General features: G+C 69.0%; 18 protein-coding genes and 3 pseudogenes. 10 read left to right on the top strand and 11 right to left on the bottom strand.

The genetic code is table 11. The annotated features are described in order from the left end of the window. Positions 1-141: 141 nt before the first annotated feature. The 3 genes from AB0N07_RS12415 to AB0N07_RS12405 all read right to left on the bottom strand — a co-directional run bounded on the left by AB0N07_RS12415 (position 142) and on the right by AB0N07_RS12405 (position 4027). Positions 142-1062, bottom strand: a complete 921-nt coding sequence (locus tag AB0N07_RS12415) for an enoyl-CoA hydratase/isomerase family protein (RefSeq protein ID WP_365834185.1) — start codon at positions 1060-1062, stop codon at positions 142-144. Then, positions 1059-2267 carry a CaiB/BaiF CoA-transferase family protein gene (locus AB0N07_RS12410; protein ID WP_365834184.1) on the bottom strand — a complete coding sequence of 403 codons (1209 nt, stop codon included), beginning with the start codon at positions 2265-2267 and terminating at the stop codon, positions 1059-1061. Before AB0N07_RS12410 ends, AB0N07_RS12415 begins: the two co-directional genes overlap by 4 nt. A gap of 1058 nt (positions 2268-3325) precedes the next feature. Next, positions 3326-4027 (bottom strand): FCD domain-containing protein, encoded by a 702-nt coding sequence (locus AB0N07_RS12405; RefSeq protein WP_365834183.1) that lies wholly within the window; start codon positions 4025-4027, stop codon positions 3326-3328. Between the two features lie 187 nt (positions 4028-4214). On the opposite strand from AB0N07_RS12405, the gene AB0N07_RS12400 reads away from it, so the two are divergent. From AB0N07_RS12400 to AB0N07_RS12390, 3 genes are read left to right on the top strand one after another with little or no spacing between them, the layout of a single operon-like run. Next, complete coding sequence (locus tag AB0N07_RS12400) at positions 4215-4397, top strand: hypothetical protein (protein ID WP_365834182.1); 183 nt, start codon at positions 4215-4217, stop codon at positions 4395-4397. 29 nt (positions 4398-4426) lie between these two features. Further along, positions 4427-4774: a hypothetical protein gene (locus AB0N07_RS12395; RefSeq protein ID WP_365834181.1), complete on the top strand. Its 348-nt coding sequence runs from the start codon at positions 4427-4429 to the stop codon at positions 4772-4774. Beyond that, positions 4771-5745, top strand: a complete 975-nt coding sequence (locus AB0N07_RS12390; protein WP_365834180.1) for a cyclase family protein — start codon at positions 4771-4773, stop codon at positions 5743-5745. The genes AB0N07_RS12395 and AB0N07_RS12390 overlap by 4 nt, the downstream gene beginning before the upstream one ends. A 286-nt stretch (positions 5746-6031) precedes the next feature. On the opposite strand, the pseudogene AB0N07_RS12385 reads toward AB0N07_RS12390, so the two are convergent. The 4 genes and pseudogenes from AB0N07_RS12385 to AB0N07_RS12370 form a co-directional block, all read right to left on the bottom strand. Next, positions 6032-6307 (bottom strand): annotated as a pseudogene (locus AB0N07_RS12385) (chloramphenicol phosphotransferase); the annotation flags it as partial. A gap of 13 nt (positions 6308-6320) precedes the next feature. Beyond that, positions 6321-7333: pseudogene (locus AB0N07_RS12380) on the bottom strand (ATP-binding SpoIIE family protein phosphatase); the annotation flags it as partial. A gap of 23 nt (positions 7334-7356) precedes the next feature. Further along, the gene (locus AB0N07_RS12375) at positions 7357-7809 is read right to left on the bottom strand and encodes a hypothetical protein (RefSeq protein WP_365834179.1); all 453 of its coding nucleotides are present in this window, start codon (positions 7807-7809) and stop codon (positions 7357-7359) included. 86 nt (positions 7810-7895) lie between these two features. Continuing rightward, a complete protein-coding gene (locus AB0N07_RS12370) occupies positions 7896-8096 on the bottom strand; it encodes a hypothetical protein (RefSeq protein WP_365834178.1) in 201 nt (66 codons plus the stop codon). 1145 nt (positions 8097-9241) lie between these two features. On the opposite strand from AB0N07_RS12370, the gene AB0N07_RS12365 reads away from it, so the two are divergent. Continuing rightward, the gene (locus tag AB0N07_RS12365; RefSeq protein WP_365834177.1) at positions 9242-10396 is read left to right on the top strand and encodes an MFS transporter; all 1155 of its coding nucleotides are present in this window, start codon (positions 9242-9244) and stop codon (positions 10394-10396) included. Positions 10397-10800: 404 nt separating this feature from the next. Here AB0N07_RS12365 and AB0N07_RS12360 read toward each other — a convergent pair whose 3' ends face one another. Continuing rightward, positions 10801-11172 (bottom strand): hypothetical protein, encoded by a 372-nt coding sequence (locus tag AB0N07_RS12360; protein WP_365834176.1) that lies wholly within the window; start codon positions 11170-11172, stop codon positions 10801-10803. Between the two features lie 336 nt (positions 11173-11508). On the opposite strand from AB0N07_RS12360, the gene AB0N07_RS12355 reads away from it, so the two are divergent. After that, positions 11509-12000, top strand: a complete 492-nt coding sequence (locus AB0N07_RS12355; RefSeq protein ID WP_365834175.1) for an MFS transporter — start codon at positions 11509-11511, stop codon at positions 11998-12000. Here the strand turns inward: AB0N07_RS12355 and AB0N07_RS12350 are convergent. After that, a complete protein-coding gene (locus AB0N07_RS12350) occupies positions 11933-12211 on the bottom strand; it encodes a recombinase family protein (RefSeq protein ID WP_365834278.1) in 279 nt (92 codons plus the stop codon). The two genes, AB0N07_RS12355 and AB0N07_RS12350, sit on opposite strands and share 68 nt — an antisense overlap. A 152-nt stretch (positions 12212-12363) precedes the next feature. Here AB0N07_RS12350 and AB0N07_RS12345 point away from each other — a divergent pair, with 152 nt between their 5' ends. From AB0N07_RS12345 to AB0N07_RS12335, 3 genes and pseudogenes are all read left to right on the top strand, one after another. Beyond that, positions 12364-12669 (top strand): hypothetical protein, encoded by a 306-nt coding sequence (locus tag AB0N07_RS12345; protein ID WP_365834174.1) that lies wholly within the window; start codon positions 12364-12366, stop codon positions 12667-12669. 184 nt (positions 12670-12853) lie between these two features. Beyond that, complete coding sequence (locus tag AB0N07_RS12340) at positions 12854-13099, top strand: hypothetical protein (protein WP_365834173.1); 246 nt, start codon at positions 12854-12856, stop codon at positions 13097-13099. Positions 13100-13840: 741 nt separating this feature from the next. Further along, positions 13841-14031 (top strand): annotated as a pseudogene (locus AB0N07_RS12335) (mobilization protein); the annotation flags it as partial. 12 nt (positions 14032-14043) lie between these two features. On the opposite strand, the gene AB0N07_RS12330 reads toward AB0N07_RS12335, so the two are convergent. Continuing rightward, positions 14044-14769, bottom strand: coding sequence for a peptidylprolyl isomerase (locus AB0N07_RS12330; protein ID WP_365834172.1), 726 nt, complete (start codon positions 14767-14769; stop codon positions 14044-14046). A 351-nt stretch (positions 14770-15120) separates the two neighbouring features. Here AB0N07_RS12330 and AB0N07_RS12325 point away from each other — a divergent pair, with 351 nt between their 5' ends. Both AB0N07_RS12325 and AB0N07_RS12320 read left to right on the top strand, forming a co-directional pair. Further along, positions 15121-15996: an IS5 family transposase gene (locus tag AB0N07_RS12325; RefSeq protein ID WP_365834171.1), complete on the top strand. Its 876-nt coding sequence runs from the start codon at positions 15121-15123 to the stop codon at positions 15994-15996. After that, a complete protein-coding gene (locus AB0N07_RS12320) occupies positions 15989-16381 on the top strand; it encodes a DUF5320 domain-containing protein (RefSeq protein WP_365834170.1) in 393 nt (130 codons plus the stop codon). Before AB0N07_RS12325 ends, AB0N07_RS12320 begins: the two co-directional genes overlap by 8 nt. A gap of 277 nt (positions 16382-16658) precedes the next feature. On the opposite strand, the gene AB0N07_RS12315 is transcribed toward AB0N07_RS12320, so the two are convergent. Further along, on the bottom strand, positions 16659-17624 hold the full coding sequence (locus AB0N07_RS12315) for an NAD(P)H-quinone oxidoreductase (RefSeq protein WP_365834169.1): 966 nt from the start codon (positions 17622-17624) through the stop codon (positions 16659-16661). Positions 17625-18043: the final 419 nt, after the last annotated feature.

Raw genomic sequence — 18043 nt, 5'->3', positions numbered from 1 at the left:
TGCGATACGGCGTCAAGGTCTGGTAGCAGCGAATTTCACAACTTTCTGCATATGGCAGAACTGGGGAGGACAGGAGTCGTGTGCATGGCAGGCGAGTCCGACCGGCGCCCTCGTCCGCGGTGTCGCCGCCGGGGCGGGCGATCAGTCGGTGCCGGTGACTCCGGCGAGGAAAGAGCCCAGGCTGGACCGCATGCTGTCGTAGTCGGCGGCCGGGCCGACCGGAACCCGGTGAAGGCGGTCGCGGATGGGGGCGAGCACCGTGTCCACGGCATGCTTGGCGGCCCGGATCGCTGCAGGAGGGTGCCTGGTGATCGAGACGACCAGCTCGGCGGTGGCAGTGTCGAGGTCCTCGGCAGGGACGCAGGCGGTGGCCAGGCCCAGGCGGACGGCTTCCGTTCCCTCGACCAGCCGTCCGGACAGGAGCAGGTCGCGGGCGGTCGCCGGGCCCGCGAGCAGTGCAAGCCGGGCGGCGAAGGCGGGCGGCACGAGGATGCCCCAGCGGGCGATGGGCATCCCCATGCGCGCATCCTCGGCGACGATCCGCAGATCGCAGGCGCAGGCAAGCTGGCAGCCTGCCCCGACAGCCGAGCCGCGGATCTGTGCGACGACGGGGACTGGGATGCGTTCCACCGCGCTGAGCGCAACTTCCATGGCCGCGAAGCTGGCGTCGACCTCCGCGGGGTCGGCGGTGAGCCATTCCCGCATGTCGGACCCGGCGCTGAAGGTGGCCGAGCCGCGGCCGACGAGGACGACAGCTCCGAGCGACGGGTCCTCGGCCAGCTTGTCGCACAGGGCGGCCAGGGCCAGCCAGTCGCGCGTGGCGAGGGCGTTGGCGCGGCGCCCGTTGCCGACCAGCACGGTGGCCACCGCGCCGTCGCGGCGGACATTGACCGCGCCACCAGGCTGAGCGCGGGCAGCCCCGTCCTGGTGGGTGTCCTCGCGGCAGCCACCCGGCGGCTCGGCCGGCCCGACCGCCTCGGCCTGCCCGGCGCTGGGCGGGGCCTGCCGTCGCGCGCCGTTTTGGGGTTCGCCACGGGGATGTGCTACGGGCCGGCCGGTCATCTGACCGCACCCGTCGCGTGCAGCTCGGCTATCTCCTCCGGGCCGTAGCCCGTTTCCGCCAGCACCTCGTCGGTGTGCTGCCCGAGCAGCGGGGGTGCGCTGCGGATGCGGGCCGGCGTGTGGCTGAGCTTGAGCGGGGAGCCGACGGCGTGCAGTTGCCCCACGGTCGGATGGTCCAGCTCCACGACCATCCCTCGGGCCTCGGCTTGCGGGCTGCTCAGGGCATCCGCGACGGTGGCGATGGGGGCGCACGGCACCCCGGCGGCGTCCAGGAGCTCCGCCCACTCCGCGCTGCCGTGCCGGGCCAGCGCGGCCTCCAGCAACGGAATCAGCGTTCGGCGATGCCGTACCCGGTCGGGGTTCCCGGCGAAGCGGGGGTCGACGGCCAGGTCCGGCACGCCGAGGACCTCGGTGAGGCGGCCGAAGAGCTTGTCGTTGCCGGCGGCGATCATCAGGTGACCGTCTGCGGTGGGCAGCGCCTGGTAGGGGACGATGGTGGGGTGGGCGGAGCCGTGCGGGCCGGGTGTCTTCCCGGTGGCGAAGTATCCGCCGGCCACATAGGTGAGCCAAGCCAGTTGCCCGTCGAGCAGGGAGACGTCCACGTGCTGGCCCCGGCCGGTCGACTTGCGGGAGTAGAGGGCGGCGAGGATGCCGATCGTGGCCCACATGCCGGCGCCGATGTCAGCGGTGGCAACGCCGGGCCGCAGCGGCGGGCCGCCGACCTCGCCTGTGATGCTCATCATCCCGCTCTGGGCCTGGGCGATGGCGTCGTAACCGGGCCGGGACGCCCAGGGGCCGGTCTGCCCGTACCCGGAGATGGACGCGTACACGAGCCCGGGGTTGCGGGCGGACAGGTCGCCGTAACCGAGGCCGAGCCGGTCGGCCGTGCCGGGCCGGAAGTTCTCCACCACGACGTCGGCCCGGTCGGCCAGGCGCAGTACGAACTCCCGGCCCTGCTCGGACTTGAGGTCGACACCGATACCGCGCTTGTTGCGGTTGGCGGCGAGGAAGTAGGCGGACTCGTCACCCTGGTACGGCGGCGCCCACTGCCGGGTGTCGTCGCCGTCCTTGGTGTCCTCCACCTTGATGACTTCGGCGCCGAGGTCGGCAAGGACCATGGTGGCCACCGGGCCAGAGAGGATGCGGGACAGGTCGAGGACGCGAACGCCGGCGAGAGCGGCGGGAGCGCCGTGACCGGCTGACACGACCTGCAGTGCCGTAGGGAACTCGGGGATTCTGGGCGGTAGTGCGGTCATTGGGCGTGGTGCCACCCTTCTGATGGATCTACATGGGAGAAGGAGCGCCGTCGGGTGCGTTCGATCGCCGTGCGGCTGGGGCCCCACTCCCTTGGGCAGTGGGACAGGGCGTGCCGGGCGTCGCGACGCCGCGGAGAATCCTTCAGACGGCCCCGGGGGCTGGCCTCACCCTGCAGGGCCGCCGCAGGAGGCGGCGGGGGATGCCGTGCGACCCTCTGCCTGGTGAGGAGGCAAAGTGACGACTTCGCCCATGGTGAGGGCCCTTCCCTTCCAGGTGGTTCGGTGACGCGAGAGGGAAAGGCCCCACGCACGGGACGGAGCAGGTCACTGAAACCCACAAACGGTTATGCCTGTTGAGATGGACTCTCCCGCCCGCCCCGGACCCATGTCAATAGTCCAACGGTTATGCTCTTTTATAGGGCGCTGGGTTCCTGCCCACGCATGGCCGGGGTCGCGCCGCAGCGAGCTCCGCAGCGGCTGCACGGTGCGTATGCCTCGGCGGCTCGCTCGCACCGGCCGCAGCGGCTCGCCCGGTTCGTCGCTCGGAAATGCGCGCGCCTCGCCTGGCCTGTCATGTCCGCGGGTCGCGTGGTCGTCCCCGCGAACCGGCTGCTTGCCGGGCGGGACCGCCTTCGTCGAGACGACCTGCACCGCATGGGCCTTGACCTGGAACGGTGCAGGTTACGGCTGACGGCGGCATGCGACGACGAGGTCGCCGCAGGTAGCTCGGCATGGACACCAAGGGTCCTTGCCCTAAGCCCGCCCGGGGCACGCGGTCTGGCACCGCGCCTCGCCGCGCTGTCGAAAAGCCCTGGTAGCTCCGCTACAAAGGCTCTCCGGCGCCTCGCGATGCTTCCCCGCAGCCCGAAGGCGTGTGCCCCCAGCACCGGACCACGCGACCCCATCGGCCGCTCATAGTGCAGGGACCCACGAGTGAAGGCGCCGCCCGAATCAGGCGGGCGGTTCGCCGCAGCGGGGCGCCGTGCCCGGCATCTGCGCACTGCACCTCAGCTCATGGATCCGGCTTGGGCCGTACCATCCGCGTGGCGTTCCACAGCGACCCTCGTGCGTGCCAGGTCACCGGAGGCGATGGCGTCGACCAACGCGATGTGGACTTCGAGCCGGTCGGCCAGATGCTCGGCGCGATGGCCGGGATCGTCGCTCTCCGCGGTGATGGCGCGCTCCGCGATGCACCGGGTGAGGCCGAGGTAGACACCCTGGAGCATCTGGTTGGGACTGACGCGCACGATCCGCTCGTGCAGTGCCCAGTTGGCCCGCATGAAGGCGTCGGTGCTGTCCGTCGCCCGCCGCATGACCGTGAGTTGCTTACGCAGGTCGGCGACGTCCTGCCGGGTGCAGTGGCGGGCTGCGTCGGTGGCCACCAGCAGCTCGAGAGCGTCACGCATGGCAATGGCATCGGCGACGGACGCAGCGTCGTCGACCGTGAGCAGCGTGTGGCGAAGCCGCACGATCGGGCTGGTGGCGGCGACGTACAGACCACCTCCGCGACCCGGTTTGATCACGACCCGGCCCCGGCTCTCCAGCAGCCGTACGGCCTCATTGACGGTCGCCCGGGCGAAGCCACTGCGAGTTCGCAGGTCCTCTTTGGTTCCCAGCCATGCGCCAGGAGAAAGGTGCTGCTGCTCTATCTGGGCCTCGATGGACGCGACCAGCGTCTCGGCCCGGGTACCGGGCTTGTCAACGGTCATGTAAACATCCTAACCGTTAGGCCCTTGACATGGTAGGCGGCGCCGGGGAAGCTCTGTCGCAAACCAGCAGTATCAATTTCCCCATTTTGGCATGCGGGAAAGGGCACTCCACGGATCGGTTCCCGGTCAGGGCGGGACCCTGCTGACCATGGGATCGGGCGAATTCCCGTGCGGAGCCGACGTCCTGATGGAGGACTACCTCATCGTCATGCCCGACACGGTGAACGCCCACCGGCGCACCTGGCAGACCGCGACGGCGGCACGTGCGCCAAGTGCTGCCGACGGAATGCAACCGGCGGCGCATCCGGTCGATGCCGTGGCCGAGCAAGGCGGTTTCCAGCCTCACCCGTCCGTTGAACCGCCCGGGTGACTCCGGCAGCAGCAAAGGACAGACAGACCATGCATATCGTCCGCAGGGCCGAAGCGCCCGGCTACACACCACCCGGTCACCAGGACGTGGCGGCCTGGAGGCTGCAGGGTCTGCAGGCCGGCGGACCCGAAAAGTTCGCGGTGGCCGTTTCCAGCTATCCGCCCGGCGCCGGCGCCGGGCCGGCGCCGGTACCCGCCTCGTGTGTGTACGTCGTGCTGGACGGCGAATTCACCCTGGAGGCGGAGGAGCGAACCGAGTGCCTGTGCATGCATGACTCGGTCCATCTGAAGGCGGGCGAGGTCCGCTCCATACGCAACGACGGCACCCGGACGGCCACGCTGCTGGTGGTCACCGACACTTATGCGAGCGCGAAATGAACGACCTGCCACAGCACCACGATCTGCCCGACTACGACGATCTTCCGCCCGCGCCCGGCGGCGGACGCAGTGGCTGGGGCATGTTCGGACAGGACGACAACGTCGGTCTGATCAACCTGCTCACTCCGCAGCGGGTCGCGGCCGCCGCACGACTCGTGCGGCGCGGTGCCCTGTTCCCGCTGGACGCTCCGCTCGGCGTGTTCTCGCCGCCGCTCAACCCCGCCCGGGGCACCCCGCGTCACCAGGTGATCCACCAGCCCGGCGGCATCGGCTTCGACGACGTCTACGACAACCTCTATCCGCAGGCGTCGAGCCAGTGGGACTCGCTCGCCCACATCGGGTACTCGCGGAAGGTCTATTACAACGGCGCCACCGCCGAAGACATCCTCTCGGGCCGCCGCAACACCATCGACCACTGGGCGCGGCACGGCATCGCCGGGCGGGCGGTACTGCTCGACATGGAGCGGGCGCTGGCCGCGGCAGGCCGACCCTACAAGCCGTACAGCAGCACCGCCTTCGGCGTCGAGGATCTGGAGACCGCGCGTCGGCACGCCGGAGTCGAGTTCGCCACGGGCGACGTGCTGCTGCTGCGTACCGGCTTCGCCGGCTGGTACACCGATCAGCCGGCGCAGGTGCGCCGGGATGTGCCCAAGCATCTGCGGGCGCCGGGCGTCGAGCAGTCCGAGGAGGTCGCCCGCTACCTGTGGAACACACATGCGGCGGCGCTGGCCACGGACACCTTCGCGGTCGAAGCCTGGCCGGCGGACTTCAGCACGCAGGCCGAGCCTTTCGGCTTCCTGCACCAGACGCTCATCGGCTCCTTCGGCATGGCACTGGGCGAGTTGTGGTGGCTGGACGCGCTGGCCGACGACTGCGCGGCCGACAATGTCCACGAGGGCTTCCTGGTCAGCGCACCCCTCAACGCGCCGGGCGGCATCGCCTCACCGCCCAACGCCGTGGTCATCAAGTAGGCCGCGAAGCCAGCTGCCGGCTCCGTGCCCGGGAAGTCCCCGGCGCACGCGAGTTCGAGTGACACGAGGGTGTCCCAAAAGCTACGCGGAACAGAGCCTGGGCCACCGACATCCGGGCCGCACCTTGGTCGGCCGCTCATCCCCGTCCGTCGCCCCGTTCTGGTCCGCAGGGGATCCATCCCCGGCCGCGCAAAAGGTCGAGTCGATCACAGGAAAACGGAAAACGGCAGGTCAGGAGCCTCTTCCGGCGGGTTCCAGAATCGCCGCCACGCCCCCCACATGATGCGTCGAGCAAACGCCATTGTTCGCTCAGGACATGGTCCATCACGATGTTGTTGCCGCTGGCGGCCATCCCCGCGCCTGCCCGGTGGAAGCGCATCCAGGTGTGCTTGAGCACGCTCTGGAGCTGGTCGGGGGCGAGGCCCCGTGGTGTTGTCCGCACGGCGTGGAAGGCGTCCACCGGCACGTAGAAGTACGTGTCGTCCAGGATCGGGAGGCGCTCCTTGGCGATGCTCGACTTCCCGGCCTGACGGGCGGCGTAACGGAACGAGTTCCTGAGCAGGTCCGGTGGGACTTCACACGCCGGGCTGGGTTGCGTCGAGGGCCTGTTCTGCCCAGATGGTTTTACCGGTGTCGGCGTAGCGGGGGCCCCAGCCGCGGGTCAGCTGGGCCACCAGCAGCAAACCACGGCCGCCCTCGTCGTAGGTGTGGGCCCGGCGCAGGTGGGGGGCGGTGTTGCTGGCGTCGGAGACCTCGCATATGAGGTGACGGTCGTGGATCAGCCGTAGCTGGATGGGCGGGGCGGCATGGCGGATGGCGTTGGTGACCAGTTCGCTGATGATCAATTCGGTGACGAAGGATGCCTCCTTCAGATCCCAGGCCATGAGCTGGGCGGCGACGAGCTTGCGGGCCTGGGCCACGATCGCTGGGTCGGCGGGCAGGTCCCAGGAGGCGACATGCCGGGCGTCGAGGGTGTGGGTGCGGGCGATGAGCAGGGCGATGTCGTCCGAGCGGACCTCGGGCGGGAGCGCGCCGATCACTGTGTCGCAGAGGTTGTCCAGGCCGACGGCGGGCCGGGCGAGTGCTGTGCGTAGCCGCGCCAGCCCCTCGTCGATGTCCAGGTTGCGGGACCCGATCAAGCCGTCGGTGTAGAGGGCGAGGATGCTCCCCTCAGGAAGCGCGACCTTGGCGGCCTCGAACGGCAGGCCCCCCAGACCCAGCGGGGGGCCGACGGGCGCGTCCAGGACGTCCGCGGTGCCTTCGGGGGTGAGCGGGGCGGGCATGGGATGACCGGCGCTGGCCAGTGTGCACGCTTGTGAGACCGGGTCGTACACGGCGTACAGACAGGTGGCGCCCAGCCCCCCGGCGGCCTCGGTGACCTGGTCGGCCGGCGACGCGCCGCCCGTGTCTGCGTCTGCCGCCAGCCGGACGACCAGATCGTCCAAGTGGATGAGCAGTTCGTCCGGCTACAGGTCGACGTGGCAAGAGTGCGCACGGCAGTGCGCAGCTGTCCCATGGTGGCCGCCGCCTGAATGCCGTGCCCGACCACGTCGCCGACGACCAGGGCGACCCGTGCGCTGGACAGCGGGAAGCACGGCCGCAAGCGCATGGCTACCCTGGCAGCGGTCTACGATGCCGAGCCCGCCAAGCGCGGTGTCGGCGGGACTTCATCGTGTTGCCGCCCTTGGCGGAGGCGGCTTTGGCGGTGGCCTCGCGCAGCGCCTCCGGCCTTATGACCACGCCCTTGCCGTCGACCGAGATCACCAGCGTGGTCGCGTCGGTGCACGGGGCGGGCACGATGGCGTCGTAGAAGTCGTCGATGTCGGCGGCGGCGCCCACCGCGAGTTCCTGGACCTGCCGGTGGCCGATCCCGGCGCCGGTCACCCCGTTGATCCGCTCGTACGCCTCGGCGAACGAGCCCCTCGACGCCTCGATCGCCGCGAGCTTGGCCAGCCCGTGGCTGTGCATCCCCGCCGGCAGGTTCAGCACCGCGTCGGCCGGGTGCAGATCGGCCACCGAGCCGCCGCGGTAGGCGATCCGGGTCACCATCACCTTCCCGAACACCGTGGCCAGGGTCCGGGAACGGCCCCGTTCGATCCTCGTGCGCTCCACACCGCTCGCGTCCACCACTTCGGCCAGGCGCTGCTCGGTCAGCTCTCGCAGCCGCGGTCCTGGAACAGCTGCCGGGTCACTTCCCGCATCCGCGAGCCCAGCAAGTCCTCCAACTGCGAGTGCGTCAAGGAGGCCGCGGCGGTGGACCCCAGTTCGTCGGCGACGGACTCGAACAGGCGACGGGAGGCCGCGAACGCGGCCTCGGCCACGGCCAGATCCGCCCCGCCCCCGCCGCTCACCGCGCACCGGACCGGCACGCCAGCGCGAACAGCCCCGACTCGGCCTCGACGGGATCCGCCGTTCGACCAGCCGCTTCAGCTTCGACCGCATGCCTTCGACGTGGTTGGCCTGCCTCCCCAACCCCACGGCGGTGCACACCTCCTTGCACCGCAACGGCCCCTCAGCCTCGGCGAACGCCACCAGGATCCGCCGGTAGGCCGGCGAGGTCACCGTGGCGTCCCCGGACGCCTCCGCAGCGAGCATCACCGCCGCCAGATCCGTCAACGGCGCCACCGCGGCCTCCACGTCCCCCACCGGGGCCGCGGCCGCCGCCGGGCCGTCGGACAGCACCTCGTCCACGGTCTCCCGCGTGATCCAAAGTCGCGACAGCTCCGCCTCCACCTGCGACAACTCCTCGGAAAGCCCGGCGATCCGCTCGCGCAGCCGATCGGCCCGGCCACGAGCCGCCCCTTCCCTGGCCTCAAGCGCCTCGATCAACGACGGCACCACACCACCACCCCGCAACGGTGCCCGCGCCCACGGCGGACTCAACGCCGACGACGGTAGAAGCCAGCCCAGGCAGCCACACCGCAAAACCCCGCGAAATCACCCCAACGAGGCACCCCCACAAGATCTGCACCCATCTTTTTTTGCCCTGCTGTTCCAGGGTGGCGAGTGCGGTCAGGGCTCGCTGGCGTTTGTCGATGCTGGCCCGCCAGCGGACCTGGGCAGGGGTGTGCGGGTTGCCGCGGAGGTTCATGCCAGGGCGGTCTGGAGACGGGTGCGAGCGGCAGGAGGGTGTGGGTGTTGCAGCGTTGCCGCCGGCCGACACCCTGAACCGATCTTCGGCGGGAGATCGGTACCGGGAACCATCCAGAAGACTGATAGGCGGGATCCACCAGTTGAATGGCGTAGGGGGTAGGCGACAGGGAGCAACTTGCCCGATAGTCGTGCAAGTCCAGACGCCCCCTAATTCCTCCGGGCGTTTCCCTTCGGTGCACTGGCGCTCCGCGGTGTGGCACAGCCACGCGACAGCTTGCCGCGTGCCCTGTCACCGCCCACGTGGAGGCCTTGCGTGCCCGGTTTCACCTCCTCATCCGTTCCCACCGAGGATTTCGCCGTCCGGAGCACCGAGCGCGTGCCGGAATCCGGGGGCAGTCTGCGCTTGACGCTCCTGATGAGCGGGAGTTGTCTGCCGGTCCTCGGCGCGGTGCTACTCGCTCCCGTGTTGCCGAAGCTGCAGGAGCTGTTCAGCACGGTGCCGGACGCGGACGTACTGGTCCCGTTGATCCTCACGATTCCCGCGCTCACGCTCGCTCTGGTCTCCCCCCTCGCAGGTGTCCTGATCGACCGCCTGGGACGCAGGATTCCGCTGGTTGTCGCGACCGTCCTGTACGCGCTGTTCGGCACCGCTCCGCTGTGGCTGGACTCGCTCGGTGCCATCGTGGCCAGCCGTGCCCTCCTCGGTGTCGCCGAGGCCTTCGTCTTGACCTCCTGCACGACGCTGATCGGCGACTATTACGCCGGCCGGGCACGCGACCGCTACCTGGCCCTGCAGACGGTGTGCGCCACCATTTCCGCCACCGTCTTCTTCATACTCGGCGGGGCAATGAGCGCCTCGGACTGGCGCGCCCCGTTCCAGCTCTACGCCGTCGGGCTGCTCCTCGCCCCCGCGATGGCCGCATTCCTGTCCAAGCCCGGGCCGAGCGCCCCCGTGGACGAGGCGCTCACCGTCGGGCATCGGCCCTCCTCGGCCGGCCGGCTGGCCGGCATCTGCCTGCTCTCGGTGTTCGGTGGCATCGTCTTCTACGCCGTCCCGGTCGAAATGGCCTACCTGATGAACGGCCTGGGCATAGGGTCCAGCGCCCTCATCGGCATGATCACCGCGATCGCCAGCACAGCCACGATCATCGGCTCCGTCATCTTCGCCTCGATGATCGGCCGGCCGGAGCGCAGACTGGCCGCGATCTTCGCCCTGTGCGCAGCAGGGTTCGTGCTGATCAGCCTGGCCCACAACGTGGCGATTCTGATCTTCGGCACCTTCCTGAACTGCATCGGCACCGGCTTTCTGCTGCCCACGCTGCTCACCTGGGCCATGTCAAAGCGGGAACACCGCAACCGAGGCCGGGGCACCGGACTGTGGATCGCGTCGTTCTTCCTCGGGCAGTTCCTCTGCCCGCCCGCCCTGCTCGCCCTCAAGTCCGCCACCGGCCACCTCACGACGGCCGTCGGCGCCCTCGGCCTCGCCTCCGCGCTCGTGGCGGCCGGACTGCTGCCCCTCCTCCGGAAAACCAGCCCGCAGGAAACCCTGCAAGCGTGAGCCGGGCCGGGCCATCCGCCTCCCGGCTCAGCACCGCGCGGCACATTGTCCTACCAGCCCCGCACCGGCTGCCAGCGGGACTACCTCCCCCACGACCTGCCCCCTGCTGGCACGGTGAAGTACTACGTCTACAAGTGGCGCGACGAAGGCACTGACCAGACCATCCACGACCTGCTGCGATGGCAGGTCCGCGAGATGACGGGCGGACGGCCGACCCCAGCCTGGTGGTGCTCGACACCCAGAGCCTGCACGCCGCCGCCGTGGTGCCCGCGGACACCACGGGCGGTACACGGGCACGAAGGGTGCCGGGCCGCAAGCGCGGCATGGCCGTTGACGTTCGGTCTGGTGATCACAGTGGTGGTGCTGGACGGGATCTTGATGCCGCACCGCAGGCTGGTGCGCGACTACGAGCATCGGCCCGCCGCAGCCGAGTCGCGGCTGTACTGGGCCATAAGCGACCGGATGTCGTGCAAATCTTCACCCTGCGGCGTCGGCTCCATGGTCTCCTTCCAGTACGAGCACCACCTTCGACCGGCGCGGACCATGTACGCCCGGCACCCGGATCGGGTCCGAGGCGGAGACCACCAACCGCAGCAGGCTCCCGCCTCAGCGGTTTCCGTATCGGCCCGGTCCTGTTCGGCCAGGTGGCGCAGGACCCGCTCGACGATCCCCAGCTCCTCCCGCTCGGCCTCGACTTCCTGAAGCCTCTTGGCCAATTCCTCGGCGAGCGCGTCCAGTTCGCTACGGCGAGCCGTGTTCCGCTCCAGATCGGACATCCCCGCACCCTCCTCACGATCCCCGGCGTACCGACATGGTGACGGGTCGTAGGCGGCCCGCTCACGCAGGCGCAGCAGAACCAGAGAACCCTCCCAGCCGACCGGTCAGACGATCTTCACCATGGACACCTGCCGCTGACCAGCCCGAGCACCCCCGACCCCGCGCACACCAGCCCGCTCGACCTGCAGTTTTCACGATGCACACTGCTCATTGACGGACGCTCCTAGCGCAGCGAGTCGCGACAAGCTCGCAGATCAGGGTGGCCATGGGGAGGACCACTGGCTAGTCGCCGAACGCAACGGCGACAACTCCCGCACAGAGCTCCGGCCGGGCAGATGCTCATCACGCACTTCGACATGACGTACCGCTACTTCGTCTGGGTCTCGTTGATCGGCAACGCGATCGGGGCCTTCGCCTCGCTCGTGGCCGGTCTGGCGGACCGCTGGGGCCGGGCGAATCTGGTGGTTTACGGGCTGCTGATCGCCGCGCTGCTGGTCCTCTTCGGACTGCCGAACGCGGCGGACAAGACCACCTACCTGGTGCTCTTCGCGCTCGTCAGCTTCATCGAAGGCATCGTGCTGGTCGCAACCCCGGCGCTGATCAGGGACTTCTCCTCTCAGCTCGGCCGGGCCACCGCGATGGGGTACTGGACGATGGGCCCGGTCATCGGCTCCCTCGTGGTCACCACCTTCACCAGCAACACCCTCGACAGCGCCACCTGGCAGGACGAACTGCGCTACTCGGCGATCGCCAGCCTTGTCATAACGTATCGGCCTCGCCGAGGAGGCGGCCAGCGGCCGTCGCGAGGGCCAACTCGGGGCCCTTGACGCACAGCACGGACACCTCGTGCTTGTGGAGGATCTCGATTCCCTCGGCCCGTTCGCGCCGGTTCCACCAGAGCTGGCCGAGCATGCAGACGATGATGACGTCGACTTCGCCGCGCTGTACGGCAGCCATGAGGAGCTCGTACTGGGTGCGGTGCTTGCCGTGGGTGGCCGACTTGCCGTTGTCCCGGAAGCGGCGCCCCTGGAGGGCGATTCAGCGCTGTTCGGCCAACTCTGCGGTGTCCTCGCCGTGACGGATGACACCGTCTTCGTCGCCCTCATACGCTTTGCTGATGCGCTCGCATGACGCACCTTTACTAAAGGCGCAAATGCCCTATGGCCGGTATGTTCCTTGATCACGACCTGGTGATTCAACGTGTTACCAATGAGGGAGGCAGAACGGTCGTCGAGCCGCCCTGGGGCCCGGCCTTCACCGCCTCCGGTCTGGACCTGACTCGTACGTCGCCCCCCGTACCGGAGATCCTCCAGGACATCCGGCGCTCCCGCGGCGGCCTTTCCTGCCATGTCGCGATCAAGACCAACGACCAGATCGCCCACGACTCCCTGGCACATTCCTTCGCCGGTGCCGAGCATCTGGCGACCGTGACGCCGCCGCCTCAACTGCCGTACGGAGCCAACATGGACTTCCACCTCTACCGCCTGGACGGCTGATCGCACACGGCCGCGCCTGCGTGCTCCGCGACGCGTGACGGCCCCGGGGCCGATCACGGCACGGACAGCCGTGCAGCGTAGAGCCTCGACCGGACCTGGCTGTCCGGACATTCACGACGTGCAGTTCCGTGCGGTGCCGCCACGCCCGGCGGCACCGCACCGAGTCATCTGATGGGAGAACTTCGTGACGATGGTTGCAGGGCCCGCAGAGGCCGGCGACGCCGCGGCCCGCACGTTCGATGTGCTGGGCGGCACTTATGAGGAGACGCACGGGCGGATCCCCGAACTCCTCTCCTCTCTGGACTGGTTGATCGCCCGTCTGCCACGGCGGGCGAAGGTGCTGGACCTTGGCAGCGGAACGGGACGTCCGACCGCGCAGCGGCTGGCTGCGGTTCGGGCGCAGCACCTTACTCATGCCCGCGGAGGCTGAGCCGCGAGGTCAGGCTCCGTCTTTCAGTCCGCTCACCTACCACGCAACGAGACTGAGCCGATCAACCCCAGATGTCCGAGTTCAACGGAGCGTAGTCAGCACCAAGTCAGCACGGGAGAGGTGAGGACGGGTGATGACGTGGGCTTTTAGTCAGCACCAAACCAGCACGGGAGTCAGCACCGCACCGTCAAATCGGCCCCAACTACGCTTCCCGGACAGCACTTCTTTCGCCCCCTCGCCAAGGCTTTCAGCCGCCGCTCCATGAGCCGTCATGGTGGTCCGACGCATAGCCGCGCCCCGAACTATGTCGTCCCACCACATGTGCCCCTGACCTGCACGTTCCTACGGTGTGCGAACACGTACCCGTCCCCACCGCACACGAGGAAGTGGCGCACATGACCTCCGCAGCAACCGCTCCACCGACCCCCACCAAGCTCCCCAGGATCGTCGCCGCCAGCCTCATAGGCACCACCATCGAGTGGTACGACAACTCATTCGATCGGGGCTAGGACCTGCGGTTTTGCCACCTAAGGGGCCTCGAAGTCAGCACGGAACCAGCACGGGTACGCAACGGTGCTGGGTGGGGCAGCATTCGCGGGATCGGCGCAGCATCAGGGAGGCCGTCTGGGCGACCAGCAGATCTCACAGACTGTAGCCAACGTCCCGGATCGCGGCCGACCGTTCCCAGCCCCGCCGGAAGTGGTACACGAACCAGCGGCGCCGAAAGTGAGCAGGCCCCTCGAGATCGCCCACCGGATCGTGACCACAATCCGCGTCGCCCCCGGGGACGGCCGATCCGGCCGCCGCTGGGCCGCCGTACGCCAGGCCGATGATTACCTCACATCGTCGCCACCCTGGTGTGCGAGGACGGCAGCCGCCCCGATGACGTGCGCTTCGGCAAGCACGCCCAGACCGAATGCCGCCTGATCGAGCACCGCAGTTCGTCAGGGCCGGCAGGACGGCCGGACGCTGAGCAGCTCGGTCCGCAGCACGGGCGTGCCGTCGACAGGCGCCGGGTCCTGCGCAGTTGACTCGATACCGCCAGCAGCGATCTTGTCGAGCGTCTCCAGGCCGGCGGCACCGACCGTACCGAACACCGTGTAGTTCGGCCGCAGCGCGGAGTCGCCGTAGACGACGAAGAACTGCGAACCGTTCGTGTCCGGACCGGCGTTGGCCATCGCCAGCAAGCCGCGCCCGTAAAGGCGACGGACGCCGGTCGGATCGCTCGGTGCCGGCGGCAGGTCCACCGGCAGCTCGTCCTTGTACTTGTACCCCGGCCCTCCTTCGCCGGTGCCGGTCGGGTCACCACACTGCAAGACCTTCAGCGTCGGGTACGCCGTCAGCCGATGGCACACCGTACGGTCGTAGAACCGGTGCCGCACCAGGTGCACGAAACTCTGGACCGTGCAGGGCGCCTTGGCCCGGTCAAGACGCAGCGGGAGCGGGCCCTGGCTGGTCGGGACAGCCATATCGACCGTGCCGTGACTGGGGGTGCGTCGCGGGTCGGGCGGCAGGGGAACCGGCCGCGCCGCCGGCTCGTCCGGGGTCTGGGTGTACTGGCAAGGACCGTGCGTGGTGCGCGGCGGGGCATCGGAAGCGGAGGCGGTGGTGCTGACCCCGGACACGGCCAACGCTGCTGCCGCCAATGCGGTCATGAGAGTTTGGTTCATCCTGCGCACCCTCCAAAAGATCGCCAGATTTCGGAGCGGTCGGAGTCTAAGGCGCGGCCCGGCGGGCGAGAACCCGTCCGCAAGCCACATCCGCTGGTGCCGACAACAGCCTGCGATAGGGCCGCAGCCGAGCAGGCCGCGGACAGCGCAGCAGTCCACCGCGGCAGCCGCGATGGCCTCTGATTGGCACCACCAAGAACATAGGAACTGGCACACCGCGATGGGGCCGTGGCAAAGAGGTCACGGACAAACCAAGCGCCCAGCAATCTAAGTGGGCGTTGTGTGAGTCGCCGGTGGTGTTGTCCGGTTTGAGGGCTTGCGGTCGGCCGGGCCTGCGGTCTGCTGGTAGGCATGGGCGGGCGGCAGCCGTACCCGAGTGATCTGTCGGACGAGGCGTGGGAGCTGATCCGGCCGGTCATCACGTCCTGGAAGGGACGGCACCGCTCGGTCAGCGGTCATGAGGGCCGGTACGAGATGCGGGAGATCGTCGACGCGATCCTCTACCAGGCCCGGGTGGGCTGCCAATGGCGCTACCTGCCACACGACTTCCCGCCCTACACCGCGGTGTACTACTACTTCGGCAAGTGGCGCGACGACGGCACCGACCAGGTGATCCACGACCTGCTGCGCTGGCAGGTGCGCGAGAGCCGCGGCCGCCGTGAGGACCCGTCCGCGATCGTGATGGACACCCAGACCGTGCACGCCTCCGTCAACGCGCCCAAGGCCACGACGGGGCTGGATCCGGGCAAGAAGAGCCGAGGCCGCAAGCGGGGCATCGCCACCGACATCCTGGGCCTGCTCATCGCGGTGATCGTGGTTGCGGCGAGCGTGCACGACAACGCCATCGGCATCACACTGCTGGACCAGGTCGCCGCGGACAACCCGTCCGTGACCAAAGGCTGGGTGGACGCCGGGTTCAAGAACGCGGTCATCGACCACGGCGCCGCCCTGGGCATCGACATCGAGGTGGTGCAGCGCGATCCGCACACGAAGGGCTTCGCACCGGCGCCGAAGCGGTGGATCGTGGAGCAGACCTTCGGCACGCTCCTGCTGCACCGCCGCCTGGCCCGCGACTACGAGACCCTGCCGGCCAGTGCGGCCTCGTGGATCCGCTGGTCGATGACCGACGTCATGACCCGCCGGCTCACCGGCCACACCGCGCTGACCTGGCGCGATCCGCCGCCGATCGGCGCCAGGGCCCCGACCCGCGAGGCGGCGCATGCGTGAGCTCCTGGCCCAGATCGACGAACGACAGGCCGCCGGCCGCGAGGAAGCAGCCCGCCTGCGCGAGCAGATCGCCCAGCTCAGCGAGCAACTCACCGCCGTGGAGCGCCGGCTGGAGCGGCTGGAAATCACCCGGGAGACCGTCCTGGAGATCGCCGAGGACAGCGACCCCGGCGGCTTGGAACCGCTGCCGTCCGCCTACCGCCAGATCCTCGCCCTGTTCGAGGACGACCAGCACGGCCTACGAGCCAAGGACATCTGCGAAGCCCTGGGAACCGGCACCGAGAACCGCCACGTCGAAGGCGCCCGGGCCAAGCTCAAACGCCTCGTGAGCCGCGGCATCCTCACCGAACCCGGCCTGTTCACGATGCCCCGACCGGCAAGGTGAACCCGCGCGAAGGCTCACTGAACACCCACTAAGAAGCCGTATCTCTATCGGTCATCAGGACAATTGGGATCGAACAACGGCCCAGGTCGGGTGATCTCGGCCGGGTGGCTGGCACGAGAACAGAGCCTCCTGGGAAGCTCGGGGTCGCGCCGCCACTCGAGTGGAGTCCCTGTTGTTCCAGTCCCGTGTGCCGGTCCCCGCTCCGTCCAAACCTCCCGCTTGGCGCGGTGCGATCGCCTCGTGCACCGGTTCGGGGTCGGTCGGCCGACTCTTGGAGTCATGCCGCGTCGGGGTTGAGTAGGACGATTTTGCCGATGTGGTGGGCGTCCAGGATGCGATGGGCTTCTGCGGTTTGGTCCATGGGCAGGGTCCGGTCGATGACGACCTGCACCGTTCCGTTCTCGATCAATGGCCATACATGTTCCTGGACTTCGGCCACGATGGCTGCCCTCTGCCCGGCTTGGCGGGAGCGCAGGGTGGTGCCGTGCACGGATGCACGCCTGGCGAGGAGTTCGACGAGGTTGAGTTCGGCCGTCAGGCCGTTCTGCAGCCCGATGACGACCAAGCGCCCGTCGAGGGCCAGGGAGTGGATGTTGCGCGGAAGGTAGTCGCCGCCGATGACGTCGAGGATCACGTCGTAGGGACCGTGCTCGGCGAAGTCCTCGGTGCGGTAGTTGATCGCGAGGTCGGCGCCGAGTTCTCGGACCCTGGCAGCCTGCTCGGGCCCGCCGACGGTGGTGACGACGCGGGCACCGTGGGCCTTGGCGATCTGAATGGCTGTCGTGCCGATGCCGCCGGCTCCGCCGTGCATGAGGAAGGTCTCGCCTGGCTTCAGCCCACCGGTCATGAAGACGTTGGACCACACCGTTGCGGTGGCTTCCGGCAACGCTGCCGCCTGGACCAGGCTGACGCCCTTGGGCACCGTGAGCAGCTGCCCTTCAGGGACAGCGACCTTCTGCGCGTATCCGCCTCCGGTCAGCAGTGCGCACACCTCGTCGCCGGGCTGCCAACGCGTCACACCCTCGCCGAGAGCGCTGATCCGTCCGGAGACCTCCAGGCCCGGGTAAGGTGACGCTCCCTCCGGAACCGGGTACAGCCCCAGCCGCTGTGCCACATCGGCCCGATTGACGGCGCTGGCAACGACGTCGATGACCACTTCACCCCTCGCGGGGACGGGGTCCTCCACATCGATCCACTGCAGGACTTCCGGCCCACCGGGTTCCTTGATCGAAATTGCTTTCAAGACATTCCTCCGAGTGCGCCGCCTGACGGACGGCACATACGCCGGTCCGACGTTGTGAAAATGCGAGTGAGAGGGCACGCCCGGTAGGCTCACGCTGGTCCGGGGCCGCCGCAGAAACTCCGCCCGAGCCTGCCTGTCCAGCCCGCGCACTGGAAACTGACGAGCCCAGGACCCGGACAGCCCTGAGCTCGAAGAACAAGCCACCTGTCACCGACAAGACGCGAGCAGAACCGTCAAACGCCCCGAGACACTTCACGAGCAGGACCGGTCCGGCCGATGCGGATCAAGGTCAAAGTTGGCGCAGCGTCTCGATGATCTTTGCCGCAAGGCCGGGAAGTTAAGGATCTTCTGGTCGGTGTCGAGCGTGTCGGGTCAGCAGGCGAGGGCGTAGGTGGCGGGGCCGGTCTTGTGGATCAGGC

It is taken from the genome of Streptomyces sp. NPDC051172, assembly GCF_040682555.1.
Classification (GTDB): Bacteria; Actinomycetota; Actinomycetes; order Streptomycetales; family Streptomycetaceae; genus Streptomyces.
This window is presented reverse-complemented; position numbering and strand designations above follow the sequence as displayed.